Below are 21,812 nucleotides of genomic sequence, written 5' to 3'. Positions count from 1 at the left end.
GGATACGCTATGGCAGATACCACCTGTCCCCATCGACATCGCTGGAATAAGGCATTGCGACGCACGCAGCAGCGCGTCAGCCATTTGCCGCGTTACCGCAATAGCGGCCGCGTCATTCGTGCGACAGGCATGGTGATTGAGGTGGTCGGGTTGCGGGTCGCGGTCGGCAGCGCATGCCGAATTGAGTTGCCGGGCAGTGATGGCCGCTTAGCCGACAGCAATAAGCACGCCGAAGCCGAAGTAGTCGGCTTTGCTGGCGAAAAGCTATTCCTGATGCCTCTCGAAGAAGTCACTGGCCTGATGCCTGGCGCTCGCGTTGCGCCATTGGATGAAGGTAGTGGCAATAGTGCTCGTCGCTTCCCTATGGGTAATGATTTATTAGGTCGCGTACTGGATGGCAACGGCAACCCGCTTGATGACCGCGAGAATCTTGAAGAGATACCACGCGCAACACTCAGTACGCCCTCGCTCAACCCGCTTTCACGCGCGCCTATTGAAGAGCAAATTGATGTCGGCATCCGCGCTATTAATGCGCTGCTAAGTGTTGGGCGGGGCCAGCGGATGGGTTTATTTGCAGGCTCGGGGGTAGGTAAGTCGGTGCTGCTAGGTATGATGGCTCGTTACACCAAGGCCGATGTCATCGTGGTGGGTTTGATTGGTGAGCGGGGGCGTGAAGTACAAGATTTTATCGATAATATTCTGGGCCCTGAGGGTCGGCGGCGTGCCGTTGTAGTTGCTGCGCCCGCTGATACGTCACCCCTTCAACGCTTACAAGGTGCCGCTTATGCGACGCGCTTAGCGGAAGGTTTCCGCGATGAAGGCCGCAATGTACTGCTGATTATGGATTCGCTAACCCGCTATGCCATGGCTCAACGGGAAATTGCACTGGCCATCGGTGAACCACCCGCCACCAAAGGCTATCCGCCCTCTGTGTTTGCCAAACTGCCCGGCTTAGTAGAGCGTGCAGGCAATGCGGAGCGTGGCGGCGGTTCCATTACGGCATTCTATACCGTGCTAACGGAAGGCGATGATCAACAGGATCCGATTGCCGACTCTGCTCGCGCCATTCTTGACGGTCACATTGTGCTATCGAGAACATTAGCAGAAGCAGGGCACTATCCCGCAATCGATATCGAAGCCTCTATCAGCAGGGCCATGACCTCGATTACCTCGCCTGAACAGCTTCAAGAAGCGCGCGTTTTCAAGCAACTGTTTTCGCGCTACCAGCGCAACCGGGATCTTATCAGTGTAGGCGCCTACAGCCCTGGCCACGATCCACAACTAGACGAGGCAGTCAACCGCTTTCCATCGTTGGAACGTTTTCTACAACAAAGCATTAATGAGTGTGCAACGCTTGAAGATTCACGCCAAGCACTGCATGCGCTGGTTGGAGGACGCACATGAGTACATCACAGCTCGCAATGCTAACCGGCTTAGCCAAAGACGCCCGTGACCAAGCGGGCAAAGTACTGGCCCAAGAGCGACAAACAGAGCAGCAAACCACTGCTCAGCTACAGTCGCTACTGAGTTACCGAGCAGAGTATGCTGAGCGTTTACAAAAGGCGATGCGTGATGGCATTGATCCTGCCACTATGTACAACTATCAACAATTTCTGGCTTCTTTGGACGCAGCTCTCAGCCGTGCTCGCCAAGCGCTAGCAGCACAGCAAGCAAGCGTTCAGCAGAGCCAAAAGAACTGGCAACAGGAACAGCGCAAGCTCTCTTCCTACGATACACTGGCGTCGCGTCGGCTGTTAGAAGAGCACCGCCGGAGTGAGCGCCATGAACAAAAAACTAATGATGATTTGGTGACTAGCCGCTTGGCTCGTCAGCATAACGACACTCCGCATTAGCGGTGTCAAGGAACTGAATATGAATATTCACCAGTTGCTTTCGGCCAGCCAGAGTTCGCCTCAGACACAGTCCCAAGGCGCATTCAGCCAGCAAGACTCACCCAACGGTTTTTTCCAGCAGGCGCTTTCACAAGCGTCTGACGCTCAACGCTTGTCGGCACCTACACTAAGTGAGGCCGACTCGTTACAGTTAACTCCCCATCAAGCGCAACTAAGTGCACTTGGCGGCCTCTTGTCAGATGCGCTAGAAATAGATATTGAGGATTTAAGCGCAGCTCTTGAAGCACTCGGGCTTGATGTCAATGAAAGGGACTTATCTGGACTACTTGCTCAACTTCAACAATCAAATCCAGACATTAACTTAGATACCCTAACGCTTGATAGCGCGCAGACCTCAACGCCATTAGAGGAAATTGCCGCTCGCCTTACCTTAATGGCATCTTTTACCGAAGGCACGCCTAAAGTACAGCCTGGATCGTCGATCGACCCGGCGGTGCTGAAAGCTGTCACCGAACATCTAAATATTAATCAAACAGAAGCAGCGCAGTTGGTATCCGCGTTAAACAGCTTGGTTACCCAACGCCAGAATAGTCAGGGCGAACAACCTTTACCTGTTGATACGGCTCGCTTAACCAATGCCAGCCTGCCCGCTATTGAAACTCAGGCAGCGTCAAGAACGCAGCCTCATACTTTCTTTACTCAAATGAGCGCTGACGGTGCAGCGTCGCAAATCAGCAGCGAAGCCCTAATGGGCGCTCTATTAACGTCAGGAGGCGTGCCAAAAGGGAATTCTTCAAGTGAGCACTTACTGACCAGCTTCACATCCCATGCTGGCAACCCCCTACTAGCCTCAGCACAACCATCAGCACAAGGGTTTGCACCGACTGTCCCATCTGCACAGGCCGTACTAACAACGCCTGTTACGAGCCCAGCTTGGCCACAACAGCTAAGCCAACAATTAGTGCAGATTTCACAGCGTGGTGGCGAACAGCATGTCCAAATGCAGTTGAATCCGGCGGAGCTAGGGCCACTTTCTATTTCATTAAAATTTGGCGAACAGGGGGCACAAGCACACTTTTTGTCAGGCCATGCCCAGGTGCGGCAGGTGCTTGAACAAGCCATTCCCCAACTAAGGGAAGCCCTGGCAGAACAAGGTATATCGCTAGGTGAGACGTCCGTTGGCGATCAGCGCGATCCCAATGCTCAGGCTTTTGCCCAATCAGGCGGTAAACAAGGTGCTGAGGTTGGCAGTGACGGCGTCGACATTGGCGCGGATGAAATGCTCTCCCGAAGCGCTGAAAGCAACCCTCTTATAGTGAACGGACGAGTCGACCTCTACGCTTAAACAGTGGCAACTGAATTTGCATGGCATCTGTAGTGCTGCGCATATTAGCTAACTAAACCAAAAGATAGGCTTGCCAAACGAGCCTGTTCATTTCATCACAAGCATGCGCTTTAGGCATAATACTTTGCTAGTGATACGCATGGAATTCACAGGAATCTCAAATGGCAGAAACAAGCGGTGGGTCTAAAAAGCTGCTTTGGATAATGATTATTCTAGTGTTGCTATCGTCAATAGGCGCAGCGACAGCTATTTATATGGTAATTGACCAGCAAGATAACGGTACGGAAAATGCAGAAATGCAGCAAGCGATGGAGCGTGAGTCGCCCGTCTTCATGCGCATTGAGCCTTTTACCGTCAATCTTGCCGATGATCGCCATGGGTCACGCTTACTCTATACGGGCGTGACGCTTCGCGTGGGTAACGAAGAAAGTAAAGTTATTCTTGAAGAACATATGCCTCAAGTGCGTAGTCGACTGCTGATGCTGCTATCCGGCAAGCAAGCTGATGAGCTTACCTCCTCGGAAGGCAAGCAGCAGCTTGCGCAAGAGATCGTTAATAGGCTAAACGTACCGCTTGCAGAAAATCAGCCACCGCTTGATTTGCGTGAAGTTTTATTCACCGAATTTATTGTGCAATAACCTCGGGAACTGGAGCCGTTCATGTCTCAGGACGATCTACTGTCCCAGGAAGAAATTGATGCTCTGTTAAAGGGCGTTAGCGGAGACGATGAGCCATCGGCTACATCGTCACAAGCGCAAGAAGAACTGCGCATTCGACCTTACGACCCCTCGACCCAACATCGCGTGATTCGTGAGCGTTTGCATGCGCTGGATTTCATTAATGAGCGTTTTGCGCGCTATTTTCGTAATGGTTTATTTAACCTATTGCGGCGTAGTGCGGATATCACGGTAGAGTCGGTACGCTATCAAAGCTTTAGTGAGTTCTCACGTAATGTTCCCGTGCCAACTAACCTGAACATCGTGTCGATGAAGCCGCTGCGTGGGTCCGCACTGGTGGTATTTCCACCTAACCTGGTTTTTATGGTGGTCGATAACCTTTTCGGTGGTGATGGCCGCTTTGTCACCAAATCGGATGGACGAGAATTTACCAATACTGAGCAGCGTATTATTCAGCGCCTGCTTAATCTCGCCATTGATGCTTATCAAGAAGCCTGGAAAGTCGTTTATCCGTTGGATGTCAGCTTTTTACGTTCTGAAGTGCAATCGAAATTTGCCAACATCACTAACTCACCTAATGAAATTGTGGTGAATACCAAGTTCAATATTGAAGTTGGCAACCTATCTAGCAATTTCCAGATATGCATGCCTTACGCCATGATCGAGCCGTTGCGTGATTTACTGGCCAATCCGATCAATGATAGCAACCACGACCAAGATGGCAGTTGGTCCCGCCGGATGGCGAGCGAGCTGCGTCATTCAGAAGTCGAGTTAGTCGCTGAATTTGCGCAAATATCTAGTCGTATCGCCCATGTCATGGGATTGAAAAAAGGCGATGTGTTACCGCTAGACATTCCGAGCACCATCACCGCCAGTGTGGATGGTGTGCCCGTGATGGAGTGTGAGTATGGTAGCCAACGGCAACAGCATGCACTGCGTATATTACATATGATCGACCATGCCGCTATGAACAATGTATCGTCCAAAGACTTTATTAAAGTGTCTACGCGACAGCAAGCCAAGGAATCCAAAGCATGACTGATCCCAATAAGCCTGATCAGAACGTCTCTGACGACGATTGGGCCGATGCCATGTCTCAGCAAGAAGAGACTACCTCCAGTGCTGATGCTGCTAGCGAAGAGGATGACCCCTGGGCAGCCGCGATGGCCGAGCAAGAAGCCGCAGAAGAGAGCGAAGAACTATCCGCGCCCCCTAAGCCTGAAGCACCGACTGCAAAATCTGCAAGTGATGATGTCTTCCGCCCGTTGAGCCCGGACAGTGGCTCTTCACAGGCGCGTGAGTTAGAAATGATCATGGATATCCCGGTGAAGCTTACCGTGGAGTTGGGGCGTACCAAGCTCACCATTAAGCAGTTGCTGGAGTTAGCACAAGGCTCTGTCATTGAGCTTGAAGGTCTCGCCGGTGAACCGATGGATATCTTGATTAATGGCTATTTAATCGCTCAAGGGGAAGTTGTCGTCATTGAAGATAAATACGGTATTCGTATTACTGAAATCATCACGCCTTCTGAACGTATTCACAAACTGAACCGATGAGTGTTGCGACAACTTCGACGCAGAACGGCTCGCTCGATGCGCTAGGTAACGGTGGCGAGACATTGATAGGCATGGCTGTTTTAGGCAAGACAGCCGCTGCCTTAGCATTAGTCATTGCGATCATTCTAATTTGCACGGCGCTTTTAAAGCGCTGGAATAATCATAACACTCGCCATGGCGCTCACCTTCGCATCGTAGGCAGCACTGCTGTGGGCAATCGTGAGCGAATTGTGATTGTTGAAGTGGAAGATACTTGGTTAGTCGTTGGTGTTGGTGGTGGCCGAATAACTAAGTTACACGAGCGTCCCGCCCCAGAAGAACGCCCGCCAGCAGCATCTGTACCAGCTTCTTCACGTTTCTCGCGACGCCTAGCCAAAGCGCTAGCCGCTAGCCGTCGCCGCGACTCATCCGCGCCCTCCGACCCACATCAGACGCCATGAGGCTCCGGATGCACCTTTCTAGGCTCTATGAGCAACGTTGGCTATGGCTGCTGGCATTGCCCCTTGTTGTTTGCTTTATAGCCAGTCCTGCGCATGCTCAACAAATACCTGGCATTATTTCTCAGCCATTAGAAGACGGCGGCCAGCAGTGGTCACTCTCGCTACAAACGCTGCTCTTTCTCAGTTCGCTCGCGTTTTTACCTTCTATGCTGCTGATGATGACGAGTTTCACCCGCATCATCATCGTGCTAAGCCTATTACGCACAGCCATGGGCACCCAAGCAACACCGCCGAACCAAGTGCTTTTGGGGATTGCTCTATTTTTAACCTTTTTTATCATGTCGCCGGTGTTAGCGCAGGTTTATGACAATGCCTGGGTGCCCCTGAGCAACGAAACGATCAATTTCGAAGAATTTTTGCTACTGGCCCAAGATCCGTTTCGCGAATTCATGCTTGCCCAAACCCGTGAGCCCGACCTGGCACTGTTTGTTCGCTTGGCAGATGTAGGGCCGATGCAAGGGCCGGAAGAGTTACCCATGCGCGTATTGTTACCCGCTTATGTCACTAGCGAGTTAAAAACGGCGTTTCAAATTGGCTTTACTATTTTTATTCCGTTTTTAATCATCGACCTCGTTGTCGCCAGTACGCTGATGGCGCTGGGTATGATGATGGTTCCGCCCATCACTATCTCGTTACCCTTTAAGCTCATGTTGTTCATTTTAGTGGACGGCTGGCAGCTTATTATTGGCTCGATGGCCGAAAGCTTTTACATGATATAGCGCGTTGTTGAAATAGGTTCTTTACATAAAATAGGCAGTGCCGTTTTATACGGCGCAAAGGATTTCCGCGATGACCCCTGAAATGGTGATGAGCATTGCTTATCAAGGTATGCGTGTAACGCTACTCCTCGGTGGACCCGTGCTACTGGCGGCGCTCTTCACTGGCCTTATCATCAGCTTGTTTCAAGCCGCAACTCAGATTAACGAAATGACGCTGACGTTTATCCCTAAGATCCTGGCTGTGTTTGCAGTATTGGTATTTGCAGGCCCTTGGCTAATTGGATTGATTACCGATTTTACCCATCGGTTATTTACTAATATCCCCAATATGGTGATGTAAGCTAATGGTTGAAGTCACTTTCGCACAGCTACAAGGGTGGTTAGTGGCTTTTTTATGGCCGTTTACACGCATCACGGCTTTCATGGCTGCTTCCCCTCTATGGGGGCACTCGAGCGTTCCCAATCAAGCCAAAGTCGGCCTTGCTGCTCTTATTTCCATTGTGATCGCGCCGATTCTGCCGGCCATGCCGGATATCGCTGTTATGTCCTGGGCTGGGGTCGGGATTATGATCGAACAGATCCTGATCGGCTTGGCGATGGGTCTCGTCATGCATATCATTTTTGCCGTCGTACAAGCGGCGGGTGATTTTATTGGCCTACAAATGGGCTTAGCGTTCGCGAGCTTCTTTGATACTGCGAGTGGTACCAATATTATGGTGCTCTCCCGCATTCTCTATATGATCACCTTACTCATGTTTTTGGCGATGAATGGGCATCTGATGGTGCTTGAAACCTTGATTATGAGCTTTCAAACATTGCCCATTGGCATTGGGACATTCAACCCAGATGCGTTTATTTTACTGGCTCGCTATGCGGGGACGATTTTTGCCTCAGGTATGCTATTGGCGCTACCGCTAGTGGGCTCCCTGCTAACGATCAACCTGGCACTGGGCATACTGAACCGTTCAGCCCCCCAGCTCACCGTCTTCAATATCGGCTTTCCCACCTCCCTCATCGTGGGTCTCATATTGATGATGGTATTAATGACCGATATTAGCCGCTTTCTACAGCGGCTATTTACTCAAGGTTTAGGGTTTCTGCAGAGTTTAATCGAAACAATGGCACCCTTAACCTAAAATCCCCGTGCTTTATAAAAAAGTACAGGGATTTCAGTCAACCTTGTAAGAACTGGAAACTCATTACATATAGTTAAATAGCGATAAGCCTTTAATATCAACAAACGCTTTTTGCGCCGCTTGCATGCCTACTTGGCGCAAGCTGTATTCAGAAATTGCTTCGGCGTAATCAAGATCGACTAAATCTGACAGCGTTTGCTCGTAGTTCAGCATCCTATTACTGCCTACGGCATCGATAACATCAAGCTCATTCAAGCGAGCCCCAGCAGAGGCACGTACAGTCAGGACGTTATCTAGGCTATTATCCAGATCGCGCATGGCAGTGTTCAAGGTATTGCGCAGATCGGCTTTTCCCGCGTCGGTCTCAACGGGATTATTCAAGACGCGAATGGCTTCTTCCATGGTACGAAAAAGATCGGCACCACGCGAGTCGCCACCAGCCTGCGCGACCAAAATAGAGTCGTCTTCAGCAGGTTCTCCTTGAAGCGTAATTGAGATGCCGCCAAAACTTATCTGCTGAGTAGCATCGCTCTCACCACCGGTGTAAGCAACATTTGTAAGAGCAGGGTCAACCGGTGACCAAATCGCAGTAGTCTTATCAAACGTTTCGACATCGAATGTATCAGCAGGATTATTAAAAGTTATACGGAAATCTGTTCCATAATCAGTATCATTAACATTGCGTATTTGCGGCCCGCTAAAAGTGACATTGCCTTGATTAAGAGTGCCATCTTCACGTTTAGCTTCGGCCACATAGCCAGCTCCGCTAGGAACGCTTTTAAAGATAGTCTCACCATTATCGTTAACTGGCATCAGCCGCGAGGCGTCCACACGCTGTTCGCGTACATTGCTATCGCCCTGGTACTCCACACTGCCATCGGCTGACTTAGCAAACGGCGGTGCGTTATCTTTATAGCCCCCAAATAAATACCGGCCATTTCCATCGGTGGCGTTAGCCTGACCCAGCATTGTTTCGTAAATACCTTTTAGCTCGCTGGCGATTGACTCACGATCGACGTCACTCAAGGTGTCACTTGATGCTTGAATCAACAACGTTTTGGCACTTGTCACCGCATCGCTAACGCTATTTAAAATGCTTTCTGTCTGCGATAGTGAATTGCGAGCTGATACGCGCGCATCAGAATATTGCTCGGTAACAGCTTTAGCTTGATCGACCCCTACTGCACGGGAGGCCGCCTGCGGATCATCGGATGGATTCACTACCCGTCGTCCACTAGCAATTTGCTGGCTGACTTTCATCAGGTCGCTTTGCTGACGGTTCATAGACGCCGTGCTTTGCTCAAACATAGTAACGGTACTAATACGCATCACTTAAGCTCCCGAATTAGCCGCGCAGGTTCAAGATGGTATCCATCAGCGCGCCTGCGGTGTCAATCACACGCGCATTGGCCTGATAGTATTGCTGATAACGGATCAAGTTAGCGGCTTCTTCGTCCAAATTGACCCCAGATTCTGATTGCTGAACAGCGTGCAATTGATCGGTCAAGCCTTGGCGAGCATCGAGGTTGACTTCCGTAATGTTGGTGCGGTTACCGACATCGCTGACTATGGATGCATAGGCGCCAGAAACGGTTGCGCTAGCACCGACGATGGATTTAGATTGTAGGTTTTGTAGCGCTAGGGCGTTTCGGTTATCACCAGTAGCGAAAACAGTCTGGTTAACGGTTAATGACGACGTTTCGCCTGCCTCCGGGAGCTCAACCGTAAAGCTGATACCGTCAACTTCAATCTCATCCCCATCCTTCAGCGTGTTGGTAGACGTATTAAAGGGATTATCGTTGACCGTTATCGTTGCCGACGGCTTCACTGTCAGCGTGCCCTCCGTACCCGTACCGTCCGACTCCACGTCAAATTGATATTTTCTGTTATCGGCGAAGGCGCCAGAAGATATACCTAAATCACTAACGTTTAAATCACCCTCACGTTCAAACGAGTTACCCGTATTATTTCCTACATTAATAAAACCTGCGTCACCTGCAGCAATCTTATCCACATCAGCAATATTGGTATCCATGCCATTGGCTGCGCGGCGTACCGGCTGGACCTCAAAGCGATCACCATTGTTGGGTGTGCCGCTGAAAGTGAGCGTTATCCCGCCAAAAGTGAGCTCTCCTGCACCAGCGTCCCACTCAACGGCTTCACCTTCTAACGCCACACCATTGTCGTTACGTGTGACCGTAGGCATGCCACCTTCAAAACGCACTGTGTAATCTGTCGCGCGAAGCTGGTCTATCGTTTCAGTATCAAACTTCGCCGACTTAATGGCGGCCGTACCGCCATTGTTTTCATTGCTATAAGCCTGAGGCGAGCGCACTGCGAAAAAATCTCCCCCCTGCTCTCCGTTAAGATCTACACCTTGCTTATGCTGCTCATTGAAAGCAGTCGCCAACGACACAGCCAGTTGACCAATTTGGTTCTGCGTTTTATCCAGTGTTTCTGAACGGAAGGTCATTAATCCACCTAATGCCCCACCTGTAATGGTTGATTCATCTAGTTTGACTAAATTTCCGCCACCATCGCGATAGCCCACGACGGTACGTTGAGGGTCGTAATCGGCCTGAACAGCCTCCAATTTAAAGGAGTCAGTACCCGTAACTAGTGGCTGGCCATTAGGCAAACTAATATTATAGGTTTTGCCATCCTGTATATTCAGGCGCAAATCCATACGCTCGTTAAGTTCGGAAACCATGAGATCGCGCTGGTTGAGCAAACTATTGGGCGCCTCACCGGTTCGTGCACGAGCAAGGGAAATTTCTTTATTTAAACCAGCAATCTGCTCGGTGGTGTTATTAATCTGGGTAATTTCATCCTTGATCTGACCATTAATATTGCCCTGCATATCTTGCAGGTAGCCATCAAAGGAGCGGAACTGTGAACTCAGCGTATTAGCTTGGCCAAGCACGCCCTGGCGAGCCGCTGGGTCAGAGGGTGAGGCCGCTAGGTCTTCTAGCGATGAGAAAAAATTCTGCATAAGAGGGGCTAAGCCTGCCGCGCGATCAGCCAGCAGGTTATCGATTTGCGTTACCTGACTATAGTAAGTGTTTAAGGCACTTGACTGAGTTTTGGCACTGTTTAATTGGTCAGCCACGTAAGTATTGAACTGACGTTCGATATCATTAACACGAACGCCGCCTCCCACACGCCCCTCTCCTAACTGAGCCAACTCTCGGTTATAGCCAGGTGTATAGACGTTACTAATATTATTACTGCTTGTATTCAGGGCATTCTGCGCGGCATTGAGGCCGCTTAAGCCGATCGAAAACATGCTCATGGTTCAGTTCCTTAGGCTAATACCTATATATGCTATAAGTATCGGCACTACGCAGAAAAACTTGAGGAGTGGGCTAGCGGGAATCAGCCAGAAAATTACCGCCCGGATTAAGTGGCCCCATCGACTTCATTACCGCTACTAGCTTGTCTGCATAGCGCGGGTCGGTGGCATAACCACCGCGCTGTAACTCTTGTGCAGCCTGTTCTGCACTAGGCGCCTGGACGACACCGGCATAACGCGGGTTATTACTAATCAGGCTGGCATAATCGGTAAAGGCGTGTTCAAACGAGTCATAGACGCGGAAAGTATCGACCACCTGCGTCCTTCGCCCATTGATATATTCGTGCGTCACAATGTCGGTTGTTTTGCCCTGCCAATGGCTGCCGGCTTTGATACCAAACAAGTTGTGGCTATTATTGCCATTGCGAGTCGCGATTTCGTGCCGGCCCCAACCAGTTTCAAGTGCCGCTTGGGCCAAGATTAATTCGGCAGGTACCCCCGTGGTGGCACTGGCCGCCTGGGCTGGAGCTGCTAACGTTTGGATAAATTGGTCGACGTGACCCGAAGCCGTCTGCTCTCGCTGATTCAGCACGGACTCATTTACCGCATTCCCCTTCTCCATACCTTGGCGAATGGCCTCGAGCTCGGCTAAGAACCGACCGCTGCCCTGGGGGATTGCTTCAGCAATAGAATCTTGATTTGCTGAGAAAGATTCATCCAGCATACGAGGCGTACCCCGAGGGATACCGGCGATCAATGCTTGCAGCTCTTGATCCGCTTCTGGCTGCGCTTTTGAGATCGCCCCCTGACGCTCCAACTGCTCAACGAGGACTTCAGCAAGGCCCATTCCACGCGAAGCCATCACCTGTGACCACTGTTGATCAAGCATTGATTGATATGTATCCGTCGCGCTGCTGTTCATCAGCCCTGAGCTGGGCGTCGCGTCGCGCATACTCTTCATCATCATCTGAATAAAGAGCGCTTCAAACTGTTGGGCTGCGCCATTTACACCCGCTTCGGGGTCGACCCTTGCAGTGTGTTGAAGCCGCTGAAAGCCGTTCATGTCCAGGGCGAATTGGCTGGTCATATCACTCGTACTCATTAAATGACCTCCAATTCAGCACGTAATGACCCCGACGCTTTCAACGCTTCTAGTATCGACATTAAGTCCTGAGGCGTCGCGCCTAACGCATTCAATGCATTGACTACTTCGTTGAGCTGCGCGCCCTCTACGATCTGTAGATATGCCTCTTGCTGCTCAATATCAATATCTGCGTCGGGCACCACAACTGTCTCGCCCTCGCCAAACGGATTCGGCTGGCTAACGCCAAATTGGGTATCAATCATGATCGACAGACTGCCGTGAGCTACGGCTGCTTCCCGCAGTGTGACGGCACTGTTCATCACTACCGACCCTGTACGTGAGTTCAGCACAACGCGTGCCGGAGCCTCCGTTGGTGTGACCTGAACGTTTTCAATGCGCGCCATAAAGTTGACCCGCGCATTATCATCGGTAGGACCGTCAAGGGCGATGACTCGACCATTACGTGCATAAGCCACCGACTGGCCAAACTCGTTATTAATAGCCGTTACCATGCGCTGAACGGTGCCAAAATCAGAGTCGTTAAGCTGTAATTCAAGCATGCCACCATTGCCACCTAGGTTAAGCGGCACTTCCCTCTCAACCAGTGCGCCATTGGGAATACGCCCCGATGCCTGCTGATTGATTTGTACACTACTGCCACCCGCTTGGGCGCCAGCGCCGCCCACGAGCATATTGCCTTGGGCAATGGCATAGGTATCACCATCGGCACCCTTTAGAGGTGTCATCAACAGCGTGCCGCCGCGCAAGCTGCGCGCGTTGGCTATCGACGAAACGACTATATCTAGACGCTGACCTGGCCTTGAGAACGGCGGGAGATCAGCGGTCACCATCACCGCAGCTACGTTGCGCAGTTGCAAGTTCGTGCCTGCAGGCACGGTCACCCCAAGCTGGGACAACATGTTGGTCAGGCTTTGGCTTGTAAAGGGCGCCTGGGTAGTTTGGTCGCCGGTACTGTCGAGGCCGACGACCAAGCCGTAGCCTACCAACTGGTTATCTCGAACGCCGGCAAAGCTCGCCAGTTCCCGAACACTTTCCGCCTGAGCAGGCAAAGCCAGCGCGCACATTAGCACTAAGGTGGTAAGTTGAATAAGCCAAGCTTTGATGGCTTGCCGACAATTAATCCACACATTTCTTAACCGCATCACGATAACCCGCTGTCCCGCGTTCAGTGATCGACCGGCCATTGAAGGGCCTGTCTGTCGTAGCTCTGTCATTGATGGCTCCCCATAGAGCTAGAACGGCGAGACGTTTAAGAAGAAGCGTTGTAGCCATCCCATGTGCTGCGCTTCGTTGATATAACCATCACCCACATACTCGATTCGAGCATCCGCTACCTGTGTAGAAGGCACGGTATTTTGTGCGGTAATCGTGCGCGGGTTAACCACACCAGAAAATCGGATGAATTCTGTTCCCTGATTGATGGCAATTTGCTTCTCGCCGCGTACGCGTAAATTACCGTTATTCATCACCTCTAATACCGATACCGTAATCGTACCGGTAAAGGAGTTATTGGCTTGAGAGCCTCCACTGCCGGTAAAATCATTTGCGCCAGAAACATCGAAGCCATATTCCGCAAGCGTATCAAGCACATCAGGTAGCTGTGCAAGCTCAAGGGTGGCACTACCACTACGCCCCGCATTGGATTGCGAATTTTTGCTTGCGCTGACTTCTTCATCCAGGACAATCGTCAAAATATCGCCAATCGAACGCGGGCGACGATCTTCAAAGAGCGGTTGATACCCTTGCCTGGCCTGATAAATAGAGCCATTCGGGATGGGAGGTGGACGATCAACAATACTAATTTGCTCTTGCTCGCCCACGACCGAGGCTCTTGGAATTTGAGCGCACCCGGCAACAACAAGCATTAATAGCGCAAGACACGCTAGCGCAATACGACGTGACATGTGGTGCAGCTCCAGCATAATGCAACCTATAGTAAGCCCAATGAGCAATATCCGTTACAGCTGGCTTAACCGTGCCAACATTTCATCGCTGGTGGATACCGCTTTACTATTTATTTCATAGGCACGCTGGGTCTGAATCATATTGACCATCTCTTCAACCACATTCACATTCGACGTTTCTACATAACCCTGGAACAATCGTCCTGCTCCGTTCATACCGGGCATATTTTCATTAGGTGCACCAGAGGCACCCGTCTCGAGATAAAGGTTACCGCCAATACTCTGTAAGCCGGCTGGGTTAATAAAGGTACTGACAGTGATTTGCCCCACCTCATTATCCAGCGCGACACCTGGCTGACGCACGCTTACCGTGCCATCTTCGCCGATATTCACCGACAAAGCGTTTGCAGGCAGAAATATTGCAGGCTCAACAGGGTAACCATTGGCGGTCACCATCTGGCCATTTTCATTTAACTGAAAACTACCATCACGGGTATAACCCGACGTTCCATCGGGCAACAGAACTTGAAAAAAACCTTCGCCATTAATGGCTAGATCACGCGAATTCTCAGTCTGCTCTAGCCCACCTTGGGTATGCAAGCGCTCAGTTGCTACGGCGCGCACACCGGTTCCCACCTGCATGCCAGAAGGTAGGCGATCCTGAATATTGTTCTGAGCACCTGGCTGGCGCATGTTCTGATACAACAGATCTTCAAACACTGGGCGTGAGCGTTTGAACCCATTGGTACTCACGTTAGCCAGGTTATTTGAAATGACGTCTAGCTTGGTTTGTTGAGATTCCAGGCCTGTTTTAGCTGTCCACAACGACTTAATCATAATTACGCTCCCTTGACCAACTAACGAACTTCAGCGTTGAATGGCCAACATTAACCTTGAATAGAAAGAATGCCGTTGGCGCGCTGGGCATTTTCGTCAGCGGTACTTAGCACTTTCATCTGCATATCGTAACGGCGTGCAACATCGATCATCGAGACCATGGCATCAACAGCGCTAACGTTGCTGCCCTCAAGCGCGCCGCTCACCAGCTTGGCATCTTCATCAGCAGGCAAGGCCCCAGGTCCACCTTCCTCATTCGGTGGCGCACGAAAAAGGCCGTCTTCACCGCGTGTTAACGCCCCCTCTTCAGGCGTCACCAGCTTAATTCGGCCTACCTCGACCAGCGCCTCTGGCCCTACACCTTCGGGAATGGCACTAATCGTCCCATCGGCACCAATCGATACCTGCGCCCCTTGCGGAATAGCAATGGGACCACCTTCACCCATTACCGGTCGCCCAACGCTGAGCAACACACCGTCACTGTCTATCTGCAAGTCGCCACGCCGTGTATAGGTTTCAGTACCGTCATTCGCTTGCACTGCCATCCATGCGCCGTCCTGCATAGCGACATCAAGCGTGCGCCCGGTATACTCGACCGGGCCCTGGGAGAAATCACTGCCAGGTGTGGTGGTCACCGCTGAAGTGCGCGTTGCCAGTAACGCTTCACCCTGAACGGGCACCGCTCGGGCAGCCTGTAGCTGCCCACGAAAACCGGTGGTGCTCACATTCGACAGGTTGTTACTCACTACCGACTGCTGATCCATAGTGTGCTTAGCACCACTCATGGCGGTATAAAGCATTCGATCCACGGTACTTACTCCTTAACTTAGTGACCGATCATTAAAGGTTAATGATGGTCTGCAGGAGCTCGTCCTGGGTACTGATAGTTTGCGAATTAGCCTGATAAGCGCGCTGCGCAACGATCATATCGACTAGCTCGCGAGCCATATCGACATTGGATGTTTCAACTGCACTTGGCTCAATTAAACCACGCAAACCCGTACCCGGCGCGCCGACCAACTCTTGACCTGAAGAAGCGGTAGCGGTCCATAAGTTATCGCCATTTGGCTTTAAACCTTCGGGGTTACGGAAGCTTACGAGGGCTATCTGGCCTGCTGCTAACGACTGCTCGTTAGAGTAGTTACGCATAATAGTGCCATCATCTTCGATGGTGATACCCACCAAGGCACCCGAAGTATACCCGTCTTGCGTTACATCAGTCGCGGTTGAATCGTTACCAAATTGCGTTGTGCCGGCGAGGTCATAATCAAATGCAAGAGGTGAGGCCGCGCCACTATTAATGTTTAATGAAATTTCAGTCTGGCTGTCTTGGGCGGGCAGCGCATTGAACGCTGCTAAGAACGATGCTTCAGTCAGTTCCACATTTTCAATACTATCATTATAACCAGTAACATTAGCTGGCACATCACCCGCAGGGCCTGCAGGATCAGCTAAGCTGCCGTTAAATTCTACGCTATTGAATTCCGGATCAGTAACATCATCACTCGCATCAGTGAGCGCCGTTAAGCTAGTAGAAAAATCAGTCACTTCGCTTCCATTTGATACGGCTAATTCTGCTGCATCTAAGCCTGACTCAACATTGCCGATGGCAGTTTGTAAGGCTGCTATTTCAGGATCACTGACATCTACGTCACCTGAATCAATTAAATCACTTAAATAAGATTTAGCAGATTCAAATTGCTCGCGTATTTGCCCAATTTGGCTGCTTAGTACGGTTTGGGAGGCGTTAAAATCTTCCTGTGCAATATTTAAATTATCTGCTGCAGTCAAATATTGAGCAGTTATTTCTCGCACAGCAGTTAGTGTGCCATTTTCACTAAACTCGACTAAAAAATTATTCTCTGGGTTGTACTCATTCCCAGCTACCACTTTTGCCTCCCAGACATTTTGATTAGTGCCATCCGGGCTGCCAACTTTTTCATAGTAAACTGTATTATTAAAAGGATTACCTAACGAGTCATAGACGGTAAAATTTGTCGAGAAATGGAAATCGATCTGTTCACCATTCACTTCCACCCTACTGAGATCTTCGCCTACTTGCTCGCGAGAATCCAAATTAAGCACATTATCGACGCCCGTTGTTGCTCGGGCAGGTAGTGCCTCTGAGTCAACATTTAGCGCTTCTACCTGCCCCCCCGCCTGGACATTTCCTGCTGCGTCAGCGGCGTAGCCCATAATACGGGCTCCCTGAGCATTAACCAGGTCACCATCAGCTGTCATAGTCAGCTGACCGTTACGCGAATAACCTACTTCGCCGTTGGGCTGTTGAAAACGGAAGAAGCCTTCACCTGCAATGGCTAGGTCCATATTGCGGTTGGTGGATTCGACATTACCTTGACTAAAATTCTGCAGTACGGTTGAAGTGCGAACCCCAAGCCCTATGCGAGACTCTGCATATACATCAGCGAACTGTACGTTAGAACTTTTAAAACCCACTGTTTGCGAGTTGGCAATATTGTTACCCACCGCGCCTAATTTTTGCTGCTGAGCGCTTAGACCACTGAGTGCTTGTGAAAAACTCATGATGTTCCCCTAAGAAAGCTGTGTTTAATCAAATACTGTGATTAATTAATAGTTAAAGAATTTGTTTAACGTCATTCAGACTGATTTGGCCGTAAATAGCGCCTAAATCCAACCGAACGTTGCCACTGCTATCATTAGGCGTCACGCTGTTGACTACCGCGTACTGCAAGGCTGTGGATTCGATTTTTTCACCTTCAGCGTTGGTCACTTCTAATTGAACCGAGTATCGACCGCTGGCCGCTGATTCTTTCTGCTCATTGAGACCGTCCCACTGGAAGGATTGAACACCTGAATCTAGCGCCCCGAGGTCAAGAACTCTAATAACTTGACCACCTTCCCCGACAATTGTCGCTTTAACATTCGCCGCTGGCTCGGCCAGCTCTATGCCGAAGGGCGTGGTGTAAGAGTTTCCTTCGCCATCCTGCTCTACTAATACATCCTTACCGGACACCATAACGCCTTTGCCGATTAGGCCGCTCGCCTGCAGTGCCTGATTGGCATCCATTTGGCTGGTGATGCCTTCAAGCGTGCTATTTAACTCTTCAATGCCGCTGACCGTGTTAATTTGCGCTAACTGCGAGGTCATCTCCGAATTTTCCATCGGCTTAAGCGGGTCTTGATTTTGGAGCTGAGTGATCAGCAATGTCATAAAGCTTTCGCGCAATTCATCGGATTGGCGTGCAGAAAGCCCATTGGCCCCACCACCATTCACGTTACTCAATACACTCGTATCGATATTCATGGTTTAGCCCTCACCCAGCGACAGTGTCTGCATCAGCATTTGCTTACTGGTATTAAATACTTCGACGTTGGCTTGATAAGAGCGCGAGGCAGAAATCATATTGACCATTTCATGCACGGGCTCAACGTTGGGTTTGGCCACATAGCCTTCTTCATCCGCTGCCGGGTGGTTGGGCATGTACTCCATGCGCAGTGGGGAGTCATCTTCCACCACCTCGGTAACACGCACACCACCAACCCCATAGCGATTGCCTTGTGCCTGAGTCTCAAACATGACCTGTTTCGCTCGATAGGTTTCGCCATCAGGCCCTGCAACGCTGTCGGCATTGGCCATATTGCTAGCGGTTACATTCATACGCTGGGACTGAGCGCTCATTGCCGAGCTGGCAATATCAAACGCAGAAAACATCGACATCGTGGATTAACTCCTCACTAATCTGGCCTGGTTTATTCGGGCTGCATGGCATTTTTCAGCCCTTGAATACGGCTGTTGAGCATCGTGAGACCGACTTGATAACGAACAGCGTTATCGGCAAACTGCGTGCGCTCACGGTCCATATCAACCGTATTTCCATCCAAACTAGGCTGGTCGGGAATGCGGTAAAGTAAATCGGCGTTACCCGCTCCACGCCATGCGGGGCCTTCTCCAGCAATATGCGACCCCGCGGTGCGCGTCAATGTCAGGCCGCCGCCGGTATTACTAGATGCACTCTGAGTACCGTCTACTGCTTTTTTCAGCTCACTAGCAAAATCGATGTCACGCGCCTTATAGTTAGGCGTATCGGCATTGGCAATGTTTGCCGCCAACACTTCATGGCGTGCTTGGCGTAAACTCACTGCTTGCTGATGAAAATTAAAGGCAGATTCCAGTTGATCAATCATGCCGACCCTCGCGTTGAGGCAAGAAATAAAATGGATTTTGTTGATGGTGAAGAATACGTCTGGAACTGTCAGCCTAAAGCATGGAACAGCTGTCGTTTCTACCAGCATTTCACGTGATACGACTACTACCTTTTCTCTACACTGAATGGTGAGTTCTTCTCGTTACTCTCCTCCCCTAGCTCCTTAGTAAGCGACTTCCCCATGCCACAACAACGCTTTCCTCAGCTCATCATCCATCATTACTGGAAAGTCTTCGTCATACTGGCAGGCGTATGCATGAGCATTACACCGAATGCCTATGCAGATGACGACCAGCTCATGCAGCAAGTACATGAATTTTTATATGAAGAAACCCAAGCGCTCGGGGAAGAAGTGGTAATCGAGCTACGCCCCCCATCACCGCATCTACCAAAATGCATTCAACCTGAGCCTTTTTTACCCAACGCCAACCAAGCCCCATTAGGCCGTGTTTCCGTTGGGGTACGTTGTGGTGAAAACGGTCGACAAGTCCGCTACTTACAGGCCCAAATAGATGTCATTGGTAATTATATGGTGGCCGCCAGAGATATCGATCGAGGCACACTAATTACATCCGCCATGCTCAGCGAACGCGGTGGTAATCTAGGCGATCTATCAGCTCAAGCGTTGACCGCTGAAGAAGACATCGTTGGTAAAATAGCCCAGCGTCCCATTCGCAGTGGTAGCGCCTTTTTAGCCCATTATTTACAAGCGCCTCATTTAGTTGAACGTGGGCAGCGCGTTACTGTCATAGCGCAAGGTTCCGCCTTCCGAGTTTCACGAGAAGGCGAAGCACTCGAAAATGGTGCTCTTGGTGAGCAAGTTAGAGTTCGTTTTGGCTCACGAGAAATCATGACTGCTCGTGTCGCCGAGCGTGGTATTTTGGTAGTGGATTTTTAATTCGCAGCCTAAAGTTAGGTCCAATGCTGCCGATATTCTGTTATACAAGCTACACTAAGCGCCAAGCGCATCGACGTTGACGATGAGGCAGACAACGTGAAAATTGATAACATTAATTCGCTATTACGCTCAAGCCAAGCCCAGCAGCGTGATGAAACGCAAAAGACTGATAGCGTATCACCCGTCGCACCAGGCGGCGCAGCTCGCGAATCGACTCAACTGAGTCAATCGAGTACTGATGAATCTCAGGATATTGATGCCGCCAAGGTGGAAGAGATTCGGGACGCTATTCGCGAAGGGCGCCTTGAAATGCGCGCCGACCGTATCGCCGAGGGCTTAATTGCAAATCTTAAAGATTTATAAGGGGACGCTTTAAATGAGCCTTGCATCCTTGCTTACCGATCAACAACGACGCCTTGACGCGCTCATTTCGTTGTTGTCTAGCGAGCAAAACTTACTGACGCAAGGGGACATTGATGGTGATGCGCTATCCCAAGTGGCACTAGAAAAGCAATCGCTGCTGGCCGAGCTAGAGCGTATTGAGACTGGGCGCTGCAATGTGCAAAAACGCCTTGGATATCCCGAAGGGGCTAGCGGTGCCAGAGAAGCAGCTAAAGATGCTGGCTGCCAAGCAGCCTGGGAAAGTTTGCTTGAAAAAAGTGAGCGGGCTGCACGTATGAACGATTTAACGGGCCAGATGCTGTCAGTACGTATGAAGCATAATCAAGCAATGCTGGATTATATTCGTCAGATCGCTGAAAAAACGCTCTATAAGCCAGATGGTCGTAACAGCGCCCAGCCGGGTAGAATCAACGCTTCCGCCTGATATATTCCCTCAACAAGCGCCCTGCATGACGCTTCAGTGAAAGGCCTCCTTCCTAGCCGGATTTCAAAGGCTTTCCATGTTCCATTTACTGCCTCATCATTATACAGCGCTGGTTGTTAGCGCATCGGGAGGAATCGGTGCTGCCATCATTAAGCAGCTACTTACCTCCTCCCAGGTCGGCCACATTATTGCGGTAAGCCGCCAACCATCGCAAATTAACAATCCCCGCCTTACCCATCTGGTACTTGATGTTTCCCAAGAGCAGGATAGGCAGGCGCTTCAAAAAGAATTGGCTGCCCGGCCGGTTCACTTCTTTTTCAACGCTATCGGCATTCTTCATGATGAAACGACACAACTGATTCCTGAGAAGCGCCTTGATCAACTTAGCTATGAAAATCTAGCGCAGACGATGAATATTAATGCCTTTACACCGATCTTACTGATAGCGGCTCTGCAAGACTCTTTTAAAGGATCACATCCTATGATTATCGCCAGCCTTTCTGCTCGGGTTGGCTCCATTGAGGATAATCGGTTGGGCGGGTGGTATAGCTATCGTGCCAGCAAAGCAGCTCATAACATGTTGCTTAAGACAGCATCGATAGAGCTGAAGCGCCTCAACAAGCAGTCAGTCGTGCTCTGCTTACATCCAGGTACCACCGACACATCGCTTTCTAAACCTTTTCAAGCAAGAGTGCCTGACGAGAAGCTATTCACGTCTTTATTTGTAGCCGAGCAACTCCTTGCTGTCATAGCTCAGCGCACGCCTGACGATAGTGGTAGCTTTTGGGATTGGAACGGGCAATCTATTGAATGGTGAGTGTGAGTTTTCCTACTCACGATTCACGACTTTCCCTTCACGCAAAAAAAATCCCCCAAGGCATCAGCCCTGGGGGGATTTTTCATTATAAGTGCCTGACGATGACCTACTCTCGCATGGGGAGACCCCACACTACCATCGGCGCTAAGCGGTTTCACTG

25 protein-coding genes are annotated in these 21,812 nt (G+C 50.4%); 14 read left to right on the top strand and 11 right to left on the bottom strand.

Going from position 1 to position 21,812, the window contains the following annotated elements:
• Nucleotides 1-9: 9 nt before the first annotated feature.
• From fliI to fliR, 10 genes are all read left to right on the top strand, one after another.
• Complete coding sequence (gene fliI / locus ACUVOF_RS15220) at nucleotides 10-1,404, top strand: flagellar protein export ATPase FliI (RefSeq protein WP_447045174.1); 1,395 nt, start codon at nucleotides 10-12, stop codon at nucleotides 1,402-1,404.
• The gene (gene fliJ, locus ACUVOF_RS15215; protein ID WP_113271024.1) at nucleotides 1,401-1,853 is read left to right on the top strand and encodes a flagellar export protein FliJ; all 453 of its coding nucleotides are present in this window, start codon (nucleotides 1,401-1,403) and stop codon (nucleotides 1,851-1,853) included. Before fliI ends, fliJ begins: the two co-directional genes overlap by 4 nt.
• A gap of 19 nt (nucleotides 1,854-1,872) precedes the next feature.
• Nucleotides 1,873-3,198, top strand: a complete 1,326-nt coding sequence (locus tag ACUVOF_RS15210; protein WP_447045173.1) for a flagellar hook-length control protein FliK — start codon at nucleotides 1,873-1,875, stop codon at nucleotides 3,196-3,198.
• 161 nt (nucleotides 3,199-3,359) lie between these two features.
• The gene (fliL, locus tag ACUVOF_RS15205; RefSeq protein WP_113271022.1) at nucleotides 3,360-3,836 is read left to right on the top strand and encodes a flagellar basal body-associated protein FliL; all 477 of its coding nucleotides are present in this window, start codon (nucleotides 3,360-3,362) and stop codon (nucleotides 3,834-3,836) included.
• A gap of 21 nt (nucleotides 3,837-3,857) precedes the next feature.
• Entirely contained in the window at nucleotides 3,858-4,913 is a 1,056-nt protein-coding gene (fliM, locus tag ACUVOF_RS15200) for a flagellar motor switch protein FliM (RefSeq protein WP_113271021.1), read from the top strand.
• Nucleotides 4,910-5,431 carry a flagellar motor switch protein FliN gene (fliN, locus tag ACUVOF_RS15195; protein ID WP_447045172.1) on the top strand — a complete coding sequence of 174 codons (522 nt, stop codon included), beginning with the start codon at nucleotides 4,910-4,912 and terminating at the stop codon, nucleotides 5,429-5,431. The genes fliM and fliN overlap by 4 nt, the downstream gene beginning before the upstream one ends.
• On the top strand, nucleotides 5,428-5,871 hold the full coding sequence (gene fliO, locus ACUVOF_RS15190) for a flagellar biosynthetic protein FliO (RefSeq protein ID WP_447045171.1): 444 nt from the start codon (nucleotides 5,428-5,430) through the stop codon (nucleotides 5,869-5,871). Before fliN ends, fliO begins: the two co-directional genes overlap by 4 nt.
• Nucleotides 5,872-5,879: 8 nt before the next feature.
• Nucleotides 5,880-6,650: a flagellar type III secretion system pore protein FliP gene (fliP, locus tag ACUVOF_RS15185; RefSeq protein WP_447045170.1), complete on the top strand. Its 771-nt coding sequence runs from the start codon at nucleotides 5,880-5,882 to the stop codon at nucleotides 6,648-6,650.
• A 70-nt stretch (nucleotides 6,651-6,720) separates the two neighbouring features.
• Complete coding sequence (gene fliQ, locus ACUVOF_RS15180) at nucleotides 6,721-6,990, top strand: flagellar biosynthesis protein FliQ (protein WP_447045169.1); 270 nt, start codon at nucleotides 6,721-6,723, stop codon at nucleotides 6,988-6,990.
• Between the two features lie 4 nt (nucleotides 6,991-6,994).
• A complete protein-coding gene (fliR, locus tag ACUVOF_RS15175; RefSeq protein ID WP_447045168.1) occupies nucleotides 6,995-7,786 on the top strand; it encodes a flagellar biosynthetic protein FliR in 792 nt (263 codons plus the stop codon).
• Nucleotides 7,787-7,849: 63 nt separating this feature from the next.
• On the opposite strand, the gene flgL is transcribed toward fliR, so the two are convergent.
• The 11 genes from flgL to flgB all read right to left on the bottom strand — a co-directional run bounded on the left by flgL (nucleotide 7,850) and on the right by flgB (nucleotide 19,091).
• The gene (gene flgL / locus ACUVOF_RS15170; protein ID WP_447045167.1) at nucleotides 7,850-9,115 is read right to left on the bottom strand and encodes a flagellar hook-associated protein FlgL; all 1,266 of its coding nucleotides are present in this window, start codon (nucleotides 9,113-9,115) and stop codon (nucleotides 7,850-7,852) included.
• A 16-nt stretch (nucleotides 9,116-9,131) separates the two neighbouring features.
• Nucleotides 9,132-11,078: a flagellar hook-associated protein FlgK gene (flgK, locus tag ACUVOF_RS15165; protein ID WP_447045166.1), complete on the bottom strand. Its 1,947-nt coding sequence runs from the start codon at nucleotides 11,076-11,078 to the stop codon at nucleotides 9,132-9,134.
• Nucleotides 11,079-11,151: 73 nt separating this feature from the next.
• Nucleotides 11,152-12,180, bottom strand: a complete 1,029-nt coding sequence (gene flgJ / locus ACUVOF_RS15160; RefSeq protein WP_447045165.1) for a flagellar assembly peptidoglycan hydrolase FlgJ — start codon at nucleotides 12,178-12,180, stop codon at nucleotides 11,152-11,154.
• Nucleotides 12,180-13,247, bottom strand: coding sequence for a flagellar basal body P-ring protein FlgI (locus ACUVOF_RS15155; protein WP_235975975.1), 1,068 nt, complete (start codon nucleotides 13,245-13,247; stop codon nucleotides 12,180-12,182). The genes flgJ and ACUVOF_RS15155 overlap by 1 nt, the downstream gene beginning before the upstream one ends.
• A gap of 168 nt (nucleotides 13,248-13,415) precedes the next feature.
• Nucleotides 13,416-14,105 carry a flagellar basal body L-ring protein FlgH gene (locus tag ACUVOF_RS15150; protein WP_447045164.1) on the bottom strand — a complete coding sequence of 230 codons (690 nt, stop codon included), beginning with the start codon at nucleotides 14,103-14,105 and terminating at the stop codon, nucleotides 13,416-13,418.
• Between the two features lie 36 nt (nucleotides 14,106-14,141).
• Nucleotides 14,142-14,924 carry a flagellar basal-body rod protein FlgG gene (gene flgG, locus ACUVOF_RS15145; protein WP_113271012.1) on the bottom strand — a complete coding sequence of 261 codons (783 nt, stop codon included), beginning with the start codon at nucleotides 14,922-14,924 and terminating at the stop codon, nucleotides 14,142-14,144.
• 50 nt (nucleotides 14,925-14,974) lie between these two features.
• Nucleotides 14,975-15,733 (bottom strand): flagellar basal body rod protein FlgF, encoded by a 759-nt coding sequence (locus tag ACUVOF_RS15140; RefSeq protein WP_447045163.1) that lies wholly within the window; start codon nucleotides 15,731-15,733, stop codon nucleotides 14,975-14,977.
• A 31-nt stretch (nucleotides 15,734-15,764) separates the two neighbouring features.
• Nucleotides 15,765-17,468, bottom strand: a complete 1,704-nt coding sequence (locus tag ACUVOF_RS15135; RefSeq protein WP_447045162.1) for a flagellar hook protein FlgE — start codon at nucleotides 17,466-17,468, stop codon at nucleotides 15,765-15,767.
• A gap of 52 nt (nucleotides 17,469-17,520) precedes the next feature.
• Entirely contained in the window at nucleotides 17,521-18,210 is a 690-nt protein-coding gene (locus tag ACUVOF_RS15130) for a flagellar hook assembly protein FlgD (RefSeq protein WP_447045161.1), read from the bottom strand.
• Between the two features lie 3 nt (nucleotides 18,211-18,213).
• Nucleotides 18,214-18,624 (bottom strand): flagellar basal body rod protein FlgC, encoded by a 411-nt coding sequence (gene flgC, locus ACUVOF_RS15125; protein ID WP_447045160.1) that lies wholly within the window; start codon nucleotides 18,622-18,624, stop codon nucleotides 18,214-18,216.
• 32 nt (nucleotides 18,625-18,656) lie between these two features.
• Entirely contained in the window at nucleotides 18,657-19,091 is a 435-nt protein-coding gene (gene flgB / locus ACUVOF_RS15120) for a flagellar basal body rod protein FlgB (protein WP_447045159.1), read from the bottom strand.
• A 276-nt stretch (nucleotides 19,092-19,367) separates the two neighbouring features.
• Here flgB and flgA point away from each other — a divergent pair, with 276 nt between their 5' ends.
• The 4 genes from flgA (at nucleotide 19,368) to ACUVOF_RS15100 (ending at nucleotide 21,652) form a co-directional block, all read left to right on the top strand.
• Nucleotides 19,368-20,009, top strand: coding sequence for a flagellar basal body P-ring formation chaperone FlgA (flgA, locus tag ACUVOF_RS15115; RefSeq protein WP_447045158.1), 642 nt, complete (start codon nucleotides 19,368-19,370; stop codon nucleotides 20,007-20,009).
• Nucleotides 20,010-20,105: 96 nt separating this feature from the next.
• On the top strand, nucleotides 20,106-20,372 hold the full coding sequence (gene flgM / locus ACUVOF_RS15110; RefSeq protein ID WP_447045157.1) for a flagellar biosynthesis anti-sigma factor FlgM: 267 nt from the start codon (nucleotides 20,106-20,108) through the stop codon (nucleotides 20,370-20,372).
• 13 nt (nucleotides 20,373-20,385) lie between these two features.
• A complete protein-coding gene (locus tag ACUVOF_RS15105; RefSeq protein ID WP_447045156.1) occupies nucleotides 20,386-20,835 on the top strand; it encodes a flagella synthesis protein FlgN in 450 nt (149 codons plus the stop codon).
• 76 nt (nucleotides 20,836-20,911) lie between these two features.
• The gene (locus ACUVOF_RS15100; RefSeq protein WP_447045155.1) at nucleotides 20,912-21,652 is read left to right on the top strand and encodes an SDR family NAD(P)-dependent oxidoreductase; all 741 of its coding nucleotides are present in this window, start codon (nucleotides 20,912-20,914) and stop codon (nucleotides 21,650-21,652) included.
• Nucleotides 21,653-21,812: the final 160 nt, after the last annotated feature.

The organism is Vreelandella sp. H-I2 (assembly GCF_052959335.1).
Note: the sequence above shows the minus strand (reverse complement) of the source record. Positions and strands in the feature narration are given on the sequence as shown.

What these genes read in the sequence shown, in the direction of transcription:
- fliO (WP_447045171.1), top strand. Translation starts at nt 5,428, where the DNA reads ATGAGTGTTGCGACAACTTCGACGCAGAACGGCTCGCTCGATGCGCTA.
- flgK (WP_447045166.1), bottom strand. Translation starts at nt 11,078, where the DNA reads ATGAGCATGTTTTCGATCGGCTTAAGCGGCCTCAATGCCGCGCAGAAT.
- flgC (WP_447045160.1), bottom strand. Translation starts at nt 18,624, where the DNA reads ATGTCGATGTTTTCTGCGTTTGATATTGCCAGCTCGGCAATGAGCGCT.
- ACUVOF_RS15130 (WP_447045161.1), bottom strand. Translation starts at nt 18,210, where the DNA reads ATGAATATCGATACGAGTGTATTGAGTAACGTGAATGGTGGTGGGGCC.
- flgL (WP_447045167.1), bottom strand. Translation starts at nt 9,115, where the DNA reads ATGCGTATTAGTACCGTTACTATGTTTGAGCAAAGCACGGCGTCTATG.
- fliL (WP_113271022.1), top strand. Translation starts at nt 3,360, where the DNA reads ATGGCAGAAACAAGCGGTGGGTCTAAAAAGCTGCTTTGGATAATGATT.
- fliM (WP_113271021.1), top strand. Translation starts at nt 3,858, where the DNA reads ATGTCTCAGGACGATCTACTGTCCCAGGAAGAAATTGATGCTCTGTTA.
- fliR (WP_447045168.1), top strand. Translation starts at nt 6,995, where the DNA reads ATGGTTGAAGTCACTTTCGCACAGCTACAAGGGTGGTTAGTGGCTTTT.
- ACUVOF_RS15135 (WP_447045162.1), bottom strand. Translation starts at nt 17,468, where the DNA reads ATGAGTTTTTCACAAGCACTCAGTGGTCTAAGCGCTCAGCAGCAAAAA.
- ACUVOF_RS15100 (WP_447045155.1), top strand. Translation starts at nt 20,912, where the DNA reads ATGTTCCATTTACTGCCTCATCATTATACAGCGCTGGTTGTTAGCGCA.
- fliN (WP_447045172.1), top strand. Translation starts at nt 4,910, where the DNA reads ATGACTGATCCCAATAAGCCTGATCAGAACGTCTCTGACGACGATTGG.
- flgB (WP_447045159.1), bottom strand. Translation starts at nt 19,091, where the DNA reads ATGATTGATCAACTGGAATCTGCCTTTAATTTTCATCAGCAAGCAGTG.
- ACUVOF_RS15105 (WP_447045156.1), top strand. Translation starts at nt 20,386, where the DNA reads ATGAGCCTTGCATCCTTGCTTACCGATCAACAACGACGCCTTGACGCG.
- fliQ (WP_447045169.1), top strand. Translation starts at nt 6,721, where the DNA reads ATGACCCCTGAAATGGTGATGAGCATTGCTTATCAAGGTATGCGTGTA.
- ACUVOF_RS15155 (WP_235975975.1), bottom strand. Translation starts at nt 13,247, where the DNA reads ATGTGCGCGCTGGCTTTGCCTGCTCAGGCGGAAAGTGTTCGGGAACTG.
- flgG (WP_113271012.1), bottom strand. Translation starts at nt 14,924, where the DNA reads ATGATTAAGTCGTTGTGGACAGCTAAAACAGGCCTGGAATCTCAACAA.
- fliP (WP_447045170.1), top strand. Translation starts at nt 5,880, where the DNA reads ATGCACCTTTCTAGGCTCTATGAGCAACGTTGGCTATGGCTGCTGGCA.
- flgJ (WP_447045165.1), bottom strand. Translation starts at nt 12,180, where the DNA reads ATGAGTACGAGTGATATGACCAGCCAATTCGCCCTGGACATGAACGGC.
- ACUVOF_RS15150 (WP_447045164.1), bottom strand. Translation starts at nt 14,105, where the DNA reads ATGCTGGAGCTGCACCACATGTCACGTCGTATTGCGCTAGCGTGTCTT.
- fliI (WP_447045174.1), top strand. Translation starts at nt 10, where the DNA reads ATGGCAGATACCACCTGTCCCCATCGACATCGCTGGAATAAGGCATTG.
- flgA (WP_447045158.1), top strand. Translation starts at nt 19,368, where the DNA reads ATGAGCATTACACCGAATGCCTATGCAGATGACGACCAGCTCATGCAG.
- fliJ (WP_113271024.1), top strand. Translation starts at nt 1,401, where the DNA reads ATGAGTACATCACAGCTCGCAATGCTAACCGGCTTAGCCAAAGACGCC.
- ACUVOF_RS15210 (WP_447045173.1), top strand. Translation starts at nt 1,873, where the DNA reads ATGAATATTCACCAGTTGCTTTCGGCCAGCCAGAGTTCGCCTCAGACA.